General features: G+C 66.5%; 14 protein-coding genes. 5 read left to right on the plus strand and 9 right to left on the minus strand.

What is annotated here, in order from left to right:
- Positions 1–20 precede the first annotated feature (20 nt).
- From dnaG to rpsU, 4 genes are all read right to left on the minus strand, one after another.
- The gene (gene dnaG, locus SOM47_RS08590; RefSeq protein ID WP_320505334.1) at positions 21–1760 is read right to left on the minus strand and encodes a DNA primase; all 1740 of its coding nucleotides are present in this window, start codon (positions 1758–1760) and stop codon (positions 21–23) included.
- Between the two features lie 57 nt (positions 1761–1817).
- Positions 1818–2762 (minus strand): YihY/virulence factor BrkB family protein, encoded by a 945-nt coding sequence (locus SOM47_RS08595; protein WP_042613535.1) that lies wholly within the window; start codon positions 2760–2762, stop codon positions 1818–1820.
- A 144-nt stretch (positions 2763–2906) separates the two neighbouring features.
- A complete protein-coding gene (locus SOM47_RS08600; protein ID WP_042613536.1) occupies positions 2907–3353 on the minus strand; it encodes a GatB/YqeY domain-containing protein in 447 nt (148 codons plus the stop codon).
- 142 nt (positions 3354–3495) lie between these two features.
- The gene (gene rpsU / locus SOM47_RS08605) at positions 3496–3711 is read right to left on the minus strand and encodes a 30S ribosomal protein S21 (RefSeq protein ID WP_002808376.1); all 216 of its coding nucleotides are present in this window, start codon (positions 3709–3711) and stop codon (positions 3496–3498) included.
- Positions 3712–3879: 168 nt separating this feature from the next.
- On the opposite strand from rpsU, the gene tsaD reads away from it, so the two are divergent.
- Positions 3880–4905, plus strand: coding sequence for a tRNA (adenosine(37)-N6)-threonylcarbamoyltransferase complex transferase subunit TsaD (gene tsaD / locus SOM47_RS08610; RefSeq protein ID WP_042613537.1), 1026 nt, complete (start codon positions 3880–3882; stop codon positions 4903–4905).
- A 7-nt stretch (positions 4906–4912) separates the two neighbouring features.
- Here tsaD and SOM47_RS08615 read toward each other — a convergent pair whose 3' ends face one another.
- Entirely contained in the window at positions 4913–5623 is a 711-nt protein-coding gene (locus SOM47_RS08615) for a hypothetical protein (RefSeq protein WP_320505335.1), read from the minus strand.
- A gap of 302 nt (positions 5624–5925) precedes the next feature.
- Here SOM47_RS08615 and folB point away from each other — a divergent pair, with 302 nt between their 5' ends.
- The 4 genes from folB to SOM47_RS08635 all read left to right on the plus strand — a co-directional run bounded on the left by folB (position 5926) and on the right by SOM47_RS08635 (position 10719).
- Positions 5926–6282, plus strand: a complete 357-nt coding sequence (gene folB, locus SOM47_RS08620; RefSeq protein ID WP_042613538.1) for a dihydroneopterin aldolase — start codon at positions 5926–5928, stop codon at positions 6280–6282.
- 63 nt (positions 6283–6345) lie between these two features.
- Positions 6346–7641 carry a mechanosensitive ion channel family protein gene (locus SOM47_RS08625; protein ID WP_320505336.1) on the plus strand — a complete coding sequence of 432 codons (1296 nt, stop codon included), beginning with the start codon at positions 6346–6348 and terminating at the stop codon, positions 7639–7641.
- A 122-nt stretch (positions 7642–7763) separates the two neighbouring features.
- Positions 7764–9938, plus strand: a complete 2175-nt coding sequence (locus tag SOM47_RS08630; protein WP_320505337.1) for a glycoside hydrolase family 3 N-terminal domain-containing protein — start codon at positions 7764–7766, stop codon at positions 9936–9938.
- Positions 9939–10077: 139 nt separating this feature from the next.
- On the plus strand, positions 10078–10719 hold the full coding sequence (locus SOM47_RS08635; protein ID WP_042613551.1) for a hypothetical protein: 642 nt from the start codon (positions 10078–10080) through the stop codon (positions 10717–10719).
- A gap of 82 nt (positions 10720–10801) precedes the next feature.
- Here SOM47_RS08635 and SOM47_RS08640 read toward each other — a convergent pair whose 3' ends face one another.
- From SOM47_RS08640 to SOM47_RS08655, 4 genes are all read right to left on the minus strand, one after another.
- Complete coding sequence (locus SOM47_RS08640; protein WP_320505338.1) at positions 10802–11965, minus strand: PQQ-dependent sugar dehydrogenase; 1164 nt, start codon at positions 11963–11965, stop codon at positions 10802–10804.
- A 109-nt stretch (positions 11966–12074) separates the two neighbouring features.
- Positions 12075–12419 carry a hypothetical protein gene (locus SOM47_RS08645; RefSeq protein ID WP_320505339.1) on the minus strand — a complete coding sequence of 115 codons (345 nt, stop codon included), beginning with the start codon at positions 12417–12419 and terminating at the stop codon, positions 12075–12077.
- Positions 12420–12598: 179 nt separating this feature from the next.
- Positions 12599–13942 carry an APC family permease gene (locus SOM47_RS08650; RefSeq protein ID WP_414715782.1) on the minus strand — a complete coding sequence of 448 codons (1344 nt, stop codon included), beginning with the start codon at positions 13940–13942 and terminating at the stop codon, positions 12599–12601.
- Positions 13897–14760: a L,D-transpeptidase family protein gene (locus tag SOM47_RS08655; RefSeq protein ID WP_320505340.1), complete on the minus strand. Its 864-nt coding sequence runs from the start codon at positions 14758–14760 to the stop codon at positions 13897–13899. Before SOM47_RS08655 ends, SOM47_RS08650 begins: the two co-directional genes overlap by 46 nt.
- Positions 14761–14762: the final 2 nt, after the last annotated feature.

The raw sequence follows: 14762 nt of genomic DNA on the forward strand, positions 1-14762 counted from the left end.
CTTGGCAGGCGCCCACGCGATCAGATGCGCAGGCTGGCGCGGGCCTTCAGCAGCTCGCGCATTTCGAATTTGTCAGTATCGTCCAAGCCGTGTTGTCGCTGCTTGGCGTTAAGGTCTTCGATGCGCTGGAACAGCAGCTGCTTTTCCAGTTGGCCCACCGCATCGTGCAGCTCTTCGGTCCACTTTGCTTCGTCGCCGGCCAGCGTCTGCGCCGCCAGTGTATGCAGCGACGCCTGCTCCTCGCGGCCGTCGAAGTGTTCCAGCAGCGCGCCGGTGCTGATGTCCGGGCGTTGTTCGACCAGCGCCAGCAGCTCCAGCAGCAGCTCGACGCCAGGCAGGCGCAGGCCGTGGAAATGGTGCTGCCCGCCCAGTGACATCGCCAGCGAGGGCTGCTGCAGCAGGATCGCGATCGCCGCGCGGACCAGGCTGCGTTTCGCCACCGGCGTGACCGGGCGGCCCGACGTCGCCCGCGGGCCCTGCTGCGGACGCTGCGCGGGGCTGCCGCCCAGCCCGGTCAGCACGCCCAGCTGCTGCTTCATCAGGTCACCGAAGGCACCATCGGGAATCTGCGCCAGCATCGGCTTCGCACGCTCGGCCAGCCGGGCCTTGCCATCCAGCGTACCGAGGTTGATCTCGCGGGTCAGCTCGTCGAAGAAGAACTGCGACAGCGGCGTGGCCTGTTTCAGGCGCTCATCGAAGGCTTCGGCGCCTTCCTTGCGCACGATGGTGTCGGGGTCCTCGCCATCGGGCAGGAACAGGAAGAAGGCCTGGCGGCCATCCTTCATGCGCGGCAGCACCGATTCCAGCGCCTTCCAGCCGGCGCGCCGGCCGGCCGCATCGCCATCGAAGCAGAAGAACACGTCCGGCGCGTTGCGGAACAGCAGCTCGGCATGGTCCGGCGTGGTCGCCGTGCCCAGCGTGGCCACCGCCTGGGTGACCCCGAACTGGAACAGCGACACCACGTCCATGTAGCCTTCGACCACGATCAACCGCTCGATCTTCTGGTTGGCCTGGCGCACCTGCCATAGGCCATACAGTTCGCGTCCCTTGTGGAACAGCGCGGTTTCCGGTGAGTTGAGGTACTTCGGGCCGTCGTCCTTCTCGAACACGCGGCCGCCGAAGGCGATCACCCGGCCGCGGCGGTCGAAGATCGGGAACATCACCCGGTCGCGGAACTTGTCGTAGACATGGCCGCGATCGTTCTTGGAGAACAGGCCGGCACGGTCGAGCAGCTTCATCCGCCGCTCGTCCTTGCCCAGCGCATCGCGCAGCCCGCTGTAGCCATCCGGCGCATAGCCGATCTGGAAACGCGTGCGGTTGGCTTCGTCCACGCCGCGGCCGTCCAGGTAGGTGCGGGCCTTCTCGCTGTCTTCCAGGTTCTTCTGGAAGAAGCGCGCGGCCGCATCCAGCGCCGAATACAGTTCGCGGCCTTCGTCCTGCTGCTGCGCACTGCGCGGGTTCTCGCTGCGCGGCACTTCCATGCCGACCCGCTTGGCCAGTTCGTCCACCGCATCGAGGAATTCGAGGCGGTCGTAGTTCATCAGGAAGCTGATCGCGGTGCCGTGCGCGCCGCAGCCGAAGCAGTGATAGAACTGCTTGGTGGGCGATACGGTGAACGAGGCCGAGCGTTCGTCATGGAACGGGCAACGCGCCGCGTATTCCTTGCCCTGGCGCTTCAGCGGCACGCGGCTGCCCACCACCTCGACGATGTCGGAGCGGGCCAGCAGGTCGTCGATGAAAGCGTCTGGAATGCGGGCCATGGCAACCGGCAGGGCACCGCCGGAAGGCAGTGCGGGCGAACGGGAAGTCTGCCTAGTTTACCCGTTGCCGGCGGCCGCGCCCGGCTTGGGCGGCACGATGCCGGCTGCAGCCAGGTGGTTCTGCGCGCGCAGGCGTTCGTCGATCACCGAGGTCATCAGCGCACCGACGAAGAACACCACCATGGCGTAGTAGATCCAGACCAGCGAGATCACCAGTGCGCCCATCGAACCGTACGCGCTGCCCGGTGCGACCTGTGCGATGTACACGCCGATCCCATAGCGGCCGAGGGCGAACAGCGCCGAGGTGATGGCGCCGCCGATGAAGGCCTGGCGCCACGCCACGCGCCGGTCCGGCAGATAGTGGTACATGAAGGCGAAGGCCACCGTATACAGCAGCAGCGTGCTGATGTAACCCAGCGCCGGCAGCAGCGAAGGCAGCTGCGCAAAGGCCACCTGCAGCATGGTGGTGGCGGTCATCGACACCACCAGCAGCAGGCCCAGTGCCAGTACCACGCCGAAGGAGAACACGCGTTTGCGCAGCCAGGCGGCCAGCCCGTCCAGGCGCTCGCCGCTGGTGCGGAAGATCAGGTTGAGCGCGCCCTGCAACTGGGCGAACACCGCCGTGGCACCGATGAACAGCAGCAGGGTGCTCCAGATACCGGCAAGCGAGCCGATGCTGGGTTGCTGGTCGGCGTTCTTCAACACGGTTTCAGCGACCACCGCCACGCTGTTGCCGGCGGCGGTGCCGATCTGCTCGACCAGCGCCTGCTGGGCTGGCGGGTACAGTGATGCGGTCAGCCACAACAGCAGCACCAGCAGCGGTGCCATCGACAGCAGGGCGTAGAAGGACACGGCGGCGGCCTGGCTCAGCACGTCCACTTCGATGAAGCGGTTGAGCACTGCCATCGGGAAGCTGCGGTTGAGCCGGTCCACGTACTTGCGCAATGGACCGGGGACGGCGCTGTGCGGCTGCGCGGTGGCGGGGGTATTCGGATCTGGCATGCGGGCTGTTTTACCAGCCGCAGGTCGAAGAATGGGTGAAGCGTGGGGCAGGGTGGCGCCGGGAGGCGCCCGGCGGCTTTGCTTCAAGGCGGTCTGACGCGGTCCGCCGAGCGTGGCTCGGCGCTACCGGGGCAGGTGTTCGCGTCAGCCTGCGAGCTGCTGCTTGACCAGCTTGGACACCAGGCCCATGTCGGCCTTGCCGGCGACCTTCGGCTTCAGTGCGCCCATCAGCTTGCCGATGTCGGCCGGGCTGGTCGCGCCGGTCTCCGCTACGGCGGCCTGGATGGCGGCGATGATATCGGCTTCGCCCATCTTGGCCGGCAGGTACCGCTCGATCACGACCATTTCGTCGCGCTCGATCTGCGCCAGGTCTTCACGGTTGGCCGCTTCGTACTGGCTGATCGAGTCCTTGCGCTGCTTGACCATCTTGTCCAGCACGGCGATCACGGCGGTGTCGTCCAGTTCGATGCGCTCGTCTACTTCCTTCTGCTGGACGGCGGCCTTGATCAGGCGGACCACGCCCAGGGTGTGCTTGTCGCCGCTCTTCATGGCGGCCTTCATGTCGTCGGTCAGCTTCAGCTTCATGCTCATCGGGCACCTCGTATGTCGTGGGTCAGGCTAATTAGGGGGCGCCGTGGCGGCAGCCCGGGAACGCAAAAAGCCGGCGACGCTTGCGCGTGCCGGCTTCTTCCCCACCGCGACAGGCAGAACCTGTCGCCATGAGTGCGTCCGATCAGTACAGGCGCTGACGCTTGGTAACGTCGCGCGACGAACGGCGCAGCTGACGCTTCACTGCAGCAGCAGCCTTGCGCTTACGTTCCTGGGTCGGCTTTTCGTAGAACTCGCGCTTACGGGTTTCGGCCAGCACACCGGCCTTTTCGCAAGTGCGCTTGAAGCGGCGAAGAGCAAACTCAAAAGGTTCGTTCTCGCGGACTTTGACGCTGGGCATGGAATCTCCGGACACTGTGTAGAACCGGGTCTATACCCGGCGAGCCGCACATTATAGCGGCGCTTCGACAAACTGCAAGCATCCCGGCCTGAATACGGGCCGGTTTTCTTGCATCTCAAGGGCCTGCATCGCCCCTGAGGAGCACGCAGGGGGCGCATAATACACCACATGCGAGTCCTTGGTATTGAATCATCGTGCGATGAGACCGGCGTGGCGGTGTATGACACCGACCTCACCGGCATTGAAGCCCTGCGCGCCCATGCGGTGTACAGCCAGATCGCGCTGCACGCCGAATACGGTGGGGTGGTGCCGGAACTGGCCAGCCGTGACCATGTGCGCAAGTTGTTGCCACTGATCCGGCAGACGCTGGACGAAGCTGGCATGACCGTCGGCGACATCGACGGGGTGGCCTATACCGCCGGTCCCGGTCTGGTCGGCGCGCTGCTGGTGGGCGCCGGGGTGGCGCGTTCGCTGGCCTGGGCGCTGGAAGTGCCGGCCGTGGGCGTGCACCACATGGAAGGCCACCTGCTGGCACCGCTGATGGAAGACGACCCGCCGCAGGCGCCGTTCGTGGCCCTGCTGGTGTCTGGCGGGCATACCCAGCTGGTGGCGGTGGAGGCCATCGGCCAGTACCGGCTGCTGGGCGAGACGCTGGACGATGCCGCCGGCGAAGCCTTCGACAAGACCGCCAAGATGATGGGCCTGCCGTATCCGGGGGGCCCGCAGTTGGCCGCGCTGGCCGAACAGGGCCGCCCGGGCGCCTACCGTTTCTCGCGCCCGATGACCGACCGCCCCGGGCTGGATTTCAGCTTCTCCGGGCTGAAGACCCAGGTGCTGCTGGCCTGGCGCGACAGCGATCAGAGCGAGCAGACCCGCGCCGACATCGCACGCGGCTTCGAAGATGCCGTAGTGGAGACGTTGGTGATCAAATGTGGACGCGCGCTGGAAGCGGCCGGCACCAATGTGATCGTGGTGGCCGGCGGTGTGGGCGCGAACAGGCGCCTGCGCGTGCGGCTGCAGGAAATGGCCGCCAAACTGGGTGGCAGGGCATGCTTCCCGCGCCCGGCGCTGTGCACCGACAACGGCGCGATGATCGCCTTTGCCGGTGCACTGCGGCTGCAGGCCGGCCAGCACAATCCGCCGCGCGTGGACGTTACCCCGCGCTGGGACATGGCGACGCTACCGGCGGTGTGATGGGCCGCTACAGCGGGGGAGCGATCTTTCCCTCCAGCGGTGAAGTGGCGAGCAGCGAGGTGGCACCTTCGTGGTGCAGCAACCAGTCCAGAGTGGAGGGACTGCGGGAATGGATGATCCGTGTCGCTGCGGCGAGGTCCGCCCTGATATCCCGGTGGAAGATGGGCTCGTGATGGGCGATCCGGTTGCGGAGCTGGCGCAGGCGTGACAGGTCCGCGTACGCAGCAGCGCGCAGTGCATGCGAAGGTAGCGGTAGCGCATGGGGGAATACTCGACTGAATCCGGTCATCCACAGGCTCTGATCGAACCGCCGGGTAAACAGCTGATGCCAGAAAGCAAAGCTGAGGCCAGCCACTACGTCGTCTACCCGCGCGGAGCGGCGAACCGCCTTCTCCAGCTCGGTACCGGCGCAGTACCCGCTATGGACCTGCGGTAGTCGCCGGCGAAAGGCGTCACTGTGCGGCCACGTGGGGCCGTGCTGAGCCCCGAGTGCTTCCGCAGCTGCATTCCGCACAAGAATTTCCACCAGATGCAGTGGCATGAGCAACGCGCCACAAAGACGCATGTTCCACAGATAGAGCAATGTCGGGCACGTATCCGCCATCGCAGCTGCGTGCAGGTAGGTCGACCATCGCGCCTTCGAAACGAGTCGCTCCAGATCAATCTGTCTGCGCATGGGCTGGAAGGGCACGAAAGGCGGTGCGATCAATCTGCCCATGAGAATCCAGGTCATCCATCAGGGCAGGGTAGGACTGTCGGTCAGTAATCGCCGCATTCTGGTGGTCGGTCTGGTGCCGTCGTATTTGGCTATTGAAGCGCAGGCAGGCCGGGCTTAGGATTTCCCAACGAGCCGCCGGGAATCGCGACCGAAAACCTCGGTCCCCCCCGGGGACAATGGCAGTACCAGAGGGCCCGCTAGCAGGGCCCTCTGTTTTTCCCAGGCCCCGTTGTTCATCCCACGTCCCTGCACCTCGCGGCGGGTCCCGTTACCATGACGGCCTCTTTCGTGCGGCAGGCATCATGGACAAGGTATTCATCGAAGGGCTGGAGATCGACGCCCTGATCGGTATCTACGACTGGGAACGACGGATCCGCCAGACGCTGGTATTCGACCTGGAAATGGGCTTCGACAACCGTCGTCCGGCCGCCACCGACGACATCGAGCACACGCTGAACTACAAGGCCGTCAGCAACCGGCTGCAGGAGTACGTGCGGGCGTCGGACTTCGGCCTGGTGGAAACCCTGGCCGAGCGCTGCGCGGAGATCGTGCTGCAGGAATTCGACGTGCAGTGGCTGCGGCTGAAGCTCAGCAAGCCTGGCGCGGTGCGCGGTGCGCGCTCGGTCGGCGTGATCATCGAACGGCAACGGGCCCCTTGATCCCATAGCGCCGATTCCGGTCGGCAACCCAGACAGACAGAAGAAAGCGGAGGCAACCTGGTCGTGGATGCAGTAGTGGTGGTGAACTGGCTGGACAGCCTGCAGGATTCGTTGGCGCCGTATCCCGGTGCCTATCTCGCACTGATGCTGTCGGCACTGGTGATCGCCGCCGCGCTGGCCAACTGGGTCACCAAGCGCATCCTGCTGCGTGGCCTGCGCCGCCTGCTCGCGCGCCTGCCGGGGGCCGATTCCGGCCGCGGCAGCAATGTAATGCGGGTGATCTCACGCCTGTCGAACGTGGTGCCCAGCCAGGTCATCGCCTCCGGCATCGCCTACGTGCCGGACCTGCCGGTCGGGCTGGTGGCGTTCATCGTCGCGGCCTGCCAGGCCTGGGCCATCCTGACCGTCTCGATGGCGCTGTCGCATGCACTGGACGCCGCAAACGATCTGTACGAACGCCGGCCAGACGCGCGCAACAAGCCGATCAAGGGCTACCTGCAGGTCGCCAAGATCGTCATTTTCGCGATTGCCGGGCTGGCGATCGTGGCCACGCTCGCCGGTGTGGAACTGCGTTACCTGGTCACTGGCCTGGGCGCGGCCACGGCGGTGCTGATGTTGATTTTCCAGGACACCATCCTTTCGCTGGTGGCCAGCGTGCAGATCAGCGGGGATGGCCGGATCCGCCTGGGTGACTGGATCGAAATGCCCAGCCAGAATGCCGACGGCGATGTCATCGACATCGCCCTGCACACCGTCACGGTGCAGAACTTCGACAAGACCATCACCACCATCCCGACCAAGAAGCTGGTCACCGAATCGTTCAAGAACTGGCGCGGCATGCAGGAGTCCGGTGGCCGCCGGATCAAGCGCGCGCTGTTCCTGGACCAGCACAGCGTCGGTTTCATGGATGACCAGGCACGGGCACAGGTCGGCCAGTTTGCCCTGTTGGCTGATTACCTGCGTGACAAGGACACCGAACTGGGGCAGTGGAACGCCGAACTGCGCGCCCGCGGAGCGGGCGACATCAACAGCCGGCGCGTCACCAACCTGGGTACCTTCCGGGCCTACGTGGAGCGCTACCTCGGCAGCCACCCCGGCATCAACCCCGACATGACCCTGCTGGTACGCCAGCTGCAGCCCACCACCGAAGGCCTGCCGCTGGAGCTGTACTGCTTCACCCGCAGCACCGCCTGGGGCGAATACGAAGGCGTGCAGTCGGACATCTTCGACCACCTGCTGGCGATCCTGCCGGCGTTCGGGCTGCGCGTGTTCCAGGCCTCCAGCGACGCCATGCTGATGGACGTGCGGGCCGAACGTGCCCAGCAACCGCCTGCCACCCCCACCCCCGGCATGCTTTAAGCTGACCCCGCCGCGCCGTCGCAAGCAGCGCGGACGGAAAACATGAACGCAGAAGATGCGCACTTTTGTGCCCGGTACCTTTAGAATGCCGGCACTGAAAACGTTTACATCAAGGACACCCGGTGGCTTCCGAACGTATCGAATCCCTCATTGCGCAGATGACCGTGGAAGAAAAGGTCGGTCAGCTGGGCGTGTTCGCCGACATGGTTCGTCCCTTTGCCCCGGACGTGAACCCGGAAGCCAACGTCAGCAACGCCGACCAGGTGCTGCAGCAGGTGCGTGACGGCAAGGTCGGCTCGCTGTTCAACGGCGTCGGCGCGGAGCTGGGCCGCCGCATCCAGCAGGTGGCGATCGAAGAAAGCCGCCTCGGCATCCCGGTGATCCTGGCCGCCGATGTCATCCATGGCATGCGTACCGTGTTCCCGATCCCGCTGGGCGAAGCGGCCAGCTTCGAACCCGAACTGGCGCGCCGCACCGCACGTGCCACCGCCGTGGAAGCGACCGCAGCCGGCCTGCACTGGACCTACGCACCGGCCGTGGATATCGCCCGCGACCAGCGCTGGGGCCGTGGCGCGGAAGGTGCCGGTGAAGACGTGGTGCTGGGCTGTGCGTTCGCCGCTGCCCGCGTTCGCGGCTTCCAGGGCGATGACCTGCGTGCGCACGACGCGCTGCTGGCCACGCCCAAGCATTTCGCCGCCTACGGCGCGGTGATGGCCGGCATGGAATACAACATGGTGGACATCTCCCCGCAGACCCTGCGCGACGTGCACCTGCCGCCGTTCAAGGCCGCCTTCGATGCCGGCGCGGTCACTGTGATGTCCTCCTTCAACGACATCAACGGCGTGCCGGCCAGTGCCAACGCCGAACTGCTGACCGACATCCTGCGCGGTGAGTGGAACTTCCCCGGCGTTGTCATTTCCGATTACACCGCGGACATGGAACTGGTCGCCCACGGCTATGCCGCCGATGACCGCGACGCCACCGCCAAGGCGTTCACCGCCGGCCTGGACCTGAGCATGCAGAGCGGCTTCTATGCCGAACATCTGCCCGGCCTGGTGGAAAGTGGCGAAGTGCCGATGGCGGTGTTGGACGAAGGCGTGCGCCGCATCCTGTGGCTCAAGGAAACCATCGGCCTGTTCGATGATCCGTACCGCTCGCTGGATCCGGCACGTGAAGCCGACGATTCGCATATCGCCGCGCATGACGACCTGTCGCGCGACGCGGCTCGACGCTCCATCGTGCTGCTGAAGAACGAACAGTCGGCGCTGCCGCTGCGCCGCGACGGGCAGAAGATCGCGCTGATCGGCCCGTTCGTGCAGGACCGCGAGAACATCGAAGGCTGCTGGACGCTGTTCGGCGACAAGAGCCGTTACGTCGACCTGGAAACCGGCGTACGCGCGGCCATCGGCGATGAAACGCTGCTGGAAGTGGTGCCGGGCTGCGAGCTGGAAAGCGGCATTGCCGGTGGCATCGAAGCGGCCGTGGCCGCCGCACTGCGCGCCGATGTGGTCGTGCTGGCACTGGGCGAGCCGCAGCGTTACAGCGGCGAAGCGCAGTCGCGCGTGGAAATCACCTTGCCGCCTGCCCAGCAGGCGCTGGCCGAAGCGGTCGCGATGGCCGGCAAGCCGATGGTGGTGCTGCTGCGCAATGGTCGCGCGCTGGCCCTGCAGGGCGCGGTGCGCAATGCGCAGGCCGTGGCGATCACCTGGTACCTGGGCACCCAGACCGGGCACGCCGTGGCCGATGTGCTGTTCGGCGATTACAACCCGTCCGCGCGCCTGCCGGTGAGCTTCCCGCAGGTGTCCGGGCAGCAGCCGTACTTCTACAATCATCCGCGCACCGGGCGTCCGGAGCTGCCGACCATGTCCGAATTCAAGGCGCGCTGGCGCGAGATCCCCAACGAGCCGCTGTATGCGTTCGGCCACGGCATCAGCTACACCAGCTTCGCCTACGGCGTGCCGCAGCTGAGCAGTGCCAAGATCGGCTGGGATGACACGCTGACCATCACCACCACGCTGACCAACACCGGCAGCGTGGCCGGCGAAGAAGTAGTGCAGCTGTACATCCACGACCGCGTGGCAAGCCGCGTGCGGCCGGTGCGTGAACTGAAGGAATTCCGCAAGGTGATGCTGCAGCCGGGCGAGTCCACCGAAGTGAGCTTCACCCTGCACCGTTCGCAGCTGGCCTTCACCGGGCGCGATGGCGTGCTGCGTGCCGAGGCGGGCCTGTTCGATCTGTGGGTGTGCGCATCGGCGATCAGTGGTTCACCGGTGCAGTTCGAGCTGCTGGCTGGCTGAGTGAGTGACGCGTCCGGCCTGTCCGGATGCGGGGGCTGTCGCTGCCACGGCTTGGCGCAGCGTCCCTGCACGTGACATGCATGTCCGGCTCACGTTGGCCGGGCTAGGCTGGATGCCTTCGTTCCTGCCGGAGTCGTGCATGCGCCTGTCCCGTTCATTGAAGTTGCCGCTGTTGCTGGCGAGCCCGTTCTGGCTGGTCGCCTGTTCGCAGGCCGATGCGCCTGCCGCGCCTGCCGAGGCGGCACCTGCGCCGATGTCAGCCGCTGCGGGCCCGACCGAAACGCGGGATGACCTGATCGTGGCACCGTCGCCGAACGCGTCGAGCGCGCCGTTCGTGCCGGCTGATGCCGACCAGGCGCCGCCGGCCGAATCCGGCCCGAACGCACCGGCCGATACCGCCGCAGCGGGTGATGGCGATGCGCGCGGGCGGATCGAGCGCGTGCTTGGCGATGCCGACCAGTACGAAACCGTGTTCAAGGCGTTGCAGCAGGGGATCGCTGGCGATGACCGCGCCGCCGTGGCCGCGCTGATGCGCTATCCGCTGCGCGTGGATACCGGCGGCAGCAAGCGCGAGGTGCCCGACGCGGCGACCTTCCAGCGCGATTACGAGCGCATCGTCACCGCGCCGGTGGCGCGTGCGATCAGCGCGCAGTCCTTCGATACCGTGTTTGCCAACCAGCAGGGCGTGATGATCGGCAACGGCCAGGCCTGGTTGAATGGGACGTGCCTGGACAAGGCCTGCAGCCGCACCGAAGTCAAGGTCGTCGCCCTGCAGGAATGACCGGTATGCGGGTAGCGCCGAAGGCAGCGGCAGGAGCCGCTGCCACCGAGGCATGACGGCCAGCGGCCGTCACTACCCGGGGTCAACCCTTCGGGGTCAGCTTCAGCAGCTTGCCGTTCTTGCCGTCTTCCAGAACCCACACCGCGCCATCCGGACCCTGTTCGACTTCGCGGATGCGTGCGCCCATGTCGAAGCGTTCGGCTTCGCGCGCGCTGTCGCCGTCGAAGCTCACCCGCACCAGCGCCTGCGATGACAGTCCGCCGATGAAGCCGCTGCCCTTCCACTGCGGGAACAGGTCGCCGCTGTAGATGATGAAGCCGGCCGGCGAAATCACCGGGTTCCAGGTAACCTTCGGCGTGGCGAATTCGGGACGGGTGGAATGGTCGGGAATCGACCGACCATCGTAATGATCGCCATTGGAGACGATCGGGTAACCGTAGTTCCCGCCGCGGGTGATCAGGTTCAACTCATCGCCGCCAGCCGGGCCCATCTCGTGTACCCACAGCTTGTTGTTGGCATCAAAGGCGATGCCCAGCATGTTGCGGTGGCCCAGCGACCACACCTGCGCGGCTACGTCCCCCTGCGAAGCAAACGGATTGTCAGCCGGCACCGAGCCATCGTCGTTGAGGCGGATCAGCTTGCCGAGGTTGCTGGCCATGTCCTGTGCCGGGTCGAACTTCTGCCGCTCGCTGGAGGTGATCCACAACTTGCCGTCTGGACCGAAGGCGATGCGGTGGCCGTAGTGACCGTTGCCGCTGACCTTCGCGTCCTGCCGCCAGATCACTGAAAGATCCTGTAGCGTGCCGGCACCATCGGCAGCGAGCACCAGCTTTGCGCGCGCCACGGCGGCACCGCGCGTGTTGTTGCTGCCTTCTTCGGCGTAGCTCAGGTACACCAGCTGATTGCTGGCGAAGTCCGGATGCAGCACCACGTCACCGAAACCACCTTGGCCGCCATAGGCGACCTTCGGGCCGCCGGTGATTTCATGCTTGGCCCTGCTGGTGAGATCCAGGTGCTGCAGTCGACCGGCCTTCTCGGTGACCAGCACACTGCCGTCGGGCAGGAAGGTCATTGCCCAGGGTTCGTCGAACGTGGCGAATTCGGTGGCGTTGAACGCGCTGAAGGATTTCTGTGCCGGAGCGGCGACAGCGGGCGCGGCAGCCTCTGGACTGGCGGCGCCGCAGGCAGTGGTGGCAAGCATCGGGGTCAGGCCGATGGCCAGGGTGAGAAGCAACTTACGGGTCATGGGTATCTCCAGGCGGGGATGCGGATGGCCAACCCCCTCTGTATACCATTGCGACCGTGCACGCCGCAGCGTCCCCTTGCATGAGGGGACGCTGCAGCATGGAGAAGAATCAGATGCCGCGCGTCGGACCCTTGTCCAGCCGCGGATCGGCGAGCAGCGCATCTTCCCAGCCGCGCTTTACAGCATGCTGTGCCTGCAGCCATTCCAACCGGCTCTCGCCGCGTTCGGCGGCCCAGCGCGTCTGCAGCTCGCGTTCGACTTCCTCATACGCGCGGATGACATCCTGCGCGCGGGACTGGTGCCCCAACCGGTAGGCCGGTTCATAGTCCTCGAAGGACGAGCTGGCGTCGTAGTAGGGTTCGCTCGGGTAGCGTTCGCGCCAATAGTCGGCAAAGGCTTCGCGCTGTACGCCATCTTCCGGCACACGGCCGGGGATCTGGTAATCGGGGCTCATTCGTCAGCTCCGTCTGTGGTCGTTGGATGAGGTTCCATCCTGACGACCGGCCGGTTAACGGCCCGGGCCCGGCGCGTGAGCGCAGCGTAGAGCCGATCCGCCTGCGTAGTGTCGAGCTTGCTCGACAAAGGCCGCTGCGGGCGTCGAGCAAGCTCGACACTACGCAGGCCAGCGCGGCATCAACTGTCCTTGCGCGGGAAAAGGTAGATCACCGCGCCCACCGCGAATGCGGCCAGCGCAGCCAGGATGTTCGCCCAGCTGGCGCTGGCAAACAGCGCCAGGCACAGCACCAGCGCCAGCACCGGGATCAGGGGGCCGCCGGGCAGCTTCAATGCGCCTGGGCGGTCGGCATAGCGCTTGGCCAGCACCAGCACCGCGGCAGCCGTGCCGATGTAAGCGAACAGCCGCGTGGTCATCGACAGCAGCGCCAACTGCACGAACGAACCACTCAGCGCCAGCAGCAGCGAGATGATCCCCTGGCACAGGATCGCTGCGGCCGGGGTGCGGAAGCGCGGGTGCACGTGTGCCAGCACTTTCGGGCCGTAGCCATCGGCGGCCAGGGCGTACAGGAAGCGGGGCCCCATCATCATCGTGTTGCTGTTGGTGCCCAGGATGGAGATCGTCGCGCCCACGGTCAGGATCAGCGCCAGTGCCTCCCCGCCGAAGCCTGCGGCGGCATCGGCCAGTGGCGTGGCCGAGCCGGCCAGGCCGGGCAGGGTGCCCTGCGCCACGATCTGCACCGCGGCGTAGATCACGGTGACGGTGATGATCATGGTGATCAGCGCGAACGGGATGTCACGCCGGGGATTGCGGTACTCGCCCGCGGCGGCGGGAATGTTCTCGAAGCCGGCGTAGGCGTACAGCAGCAACAACGCCGCCTCGCCCATGCGCTGCAGGTCATGCGGGTCCGGACGCTGCCCGGAGAAGGCCAGCTGCGGATCAATGTAGAACGCGCCGATGGCCACGAACAGCAGCAGCGGCACCAACTTGCCGATCACCAGCACCACGCCGGTACGCGCCGCCGAGCGCACGCCGATGATGTTCACACCGGTCAGGAAGGCAAGCGACAACACGATCACCGCGATCCGCCCGCCGCCGCTGCCGGCCAGCGGCCAGAAGCGCGCCACCGCATCGGCCAGCGCGTTGCTCAGTGCCGCTGCCGAACTGATGCGGGTCAGCCAGATCATCCAGCCGATCTCGAACCCGGCGAAGCGGCCGAATGCCTCGCGCGCATACAGGTAGCTGCCGCCGGGTTCGTCGAAGTAGCTGGCGGCCTGTGCGTAGCACAGTACCAGCAGCGCGACCACGACGCCGGCAGCAAGCACGCCCCACAGGCTGAAGGGGCCAAGCAGCAGCACCGTCGCGGCCGGCAGCAGGTAGATGCCGCTGCCGATCACATCGTTGATGGACAGGCCGACGATCTGCCAGCGGCTGACCGCACGCTGCAGGCTGGGCGTGGGTTGGGTGTCCGGCGCGCTCACGGTGTGGGGCCGTGGGCGGCGGCCAGGGCCGGCAGCTGCCATGCGTGCTGCAGGCGCACGTATTCGGCGCGCGGCAGCAGCACGAACAACGGGCCCTGGCGCGCATCCAGCCACGCCAGCAGCTGTTGCATATGCGCGGCGGTCATCGCGGTGCAGCCAGCGGTGGCCTCACCTTCCCTGCGCCACAGGTGGGCGAAGATGCAGCTGCCCTGGCCCGGCACGTTGCGCGGGTTGTGGTTGATGACGAAGCCCTGCTGGTAGCGCACATCGCCCTCGTTGTGCAGGTCCAGACGCATCGGTTCAGTCGAACCCTCCACCGCCTCGGCGCCGACCCGTTCGGCATCGACGATGCGGTTGTAGTACGGCGAGTCCGGCACGTCCATGCAGTAGCTGCTTTCCTGCATCGGCTGCCACGGCAGGGCGGTGTCGGCCTGCGCGGCGTAGCCGAACGCGGTGCCCAGCGCGAACACGCCGGCCGGGCTGCGGCCATCGCCTTCGCGCTTGCGCGGGCCGCTGGTGGCCTGGCCGGAGGCGGGTGCTTCAGATGCGGTGGGTGACGACCAACGGTCGTCACCCGCCGAAGCCACGTTACCCACCGACGCCGCATCTGCTGACGTAGCCGGATGCAGGCCGATGCCCCAGGCGCTGCCGTTGCGGCCCAGGGCCACGTCGAACGCGGCGCCTTCCGGCTTCCAGCCACTGCCGCTGCGGGTGAATGCCTGCAGGCGTCCGTGCGTGCTGTCCCAGCCTTCACTGGTGACCACCACCACCTGCCCGGCACCGTCCAGCGGGCTGGCTGCCCACGCCGGACCGGCCAGTGACAGGGCTGCAACGGCAAGGCAACGCAACAGCGACTTCATGG

The organism is Stenotrophomonas sp. CFBP8980 (genome assembly GCF_034046095.1).
Classification (GTDB): domain Bacteria; phylum Pseudomonadota; class Gammaproteobacteria; order Xanthomonadales; family Xanthomonadaceae; genus Stenotrophomonas; species Stenotrophomonas lacuserhaii.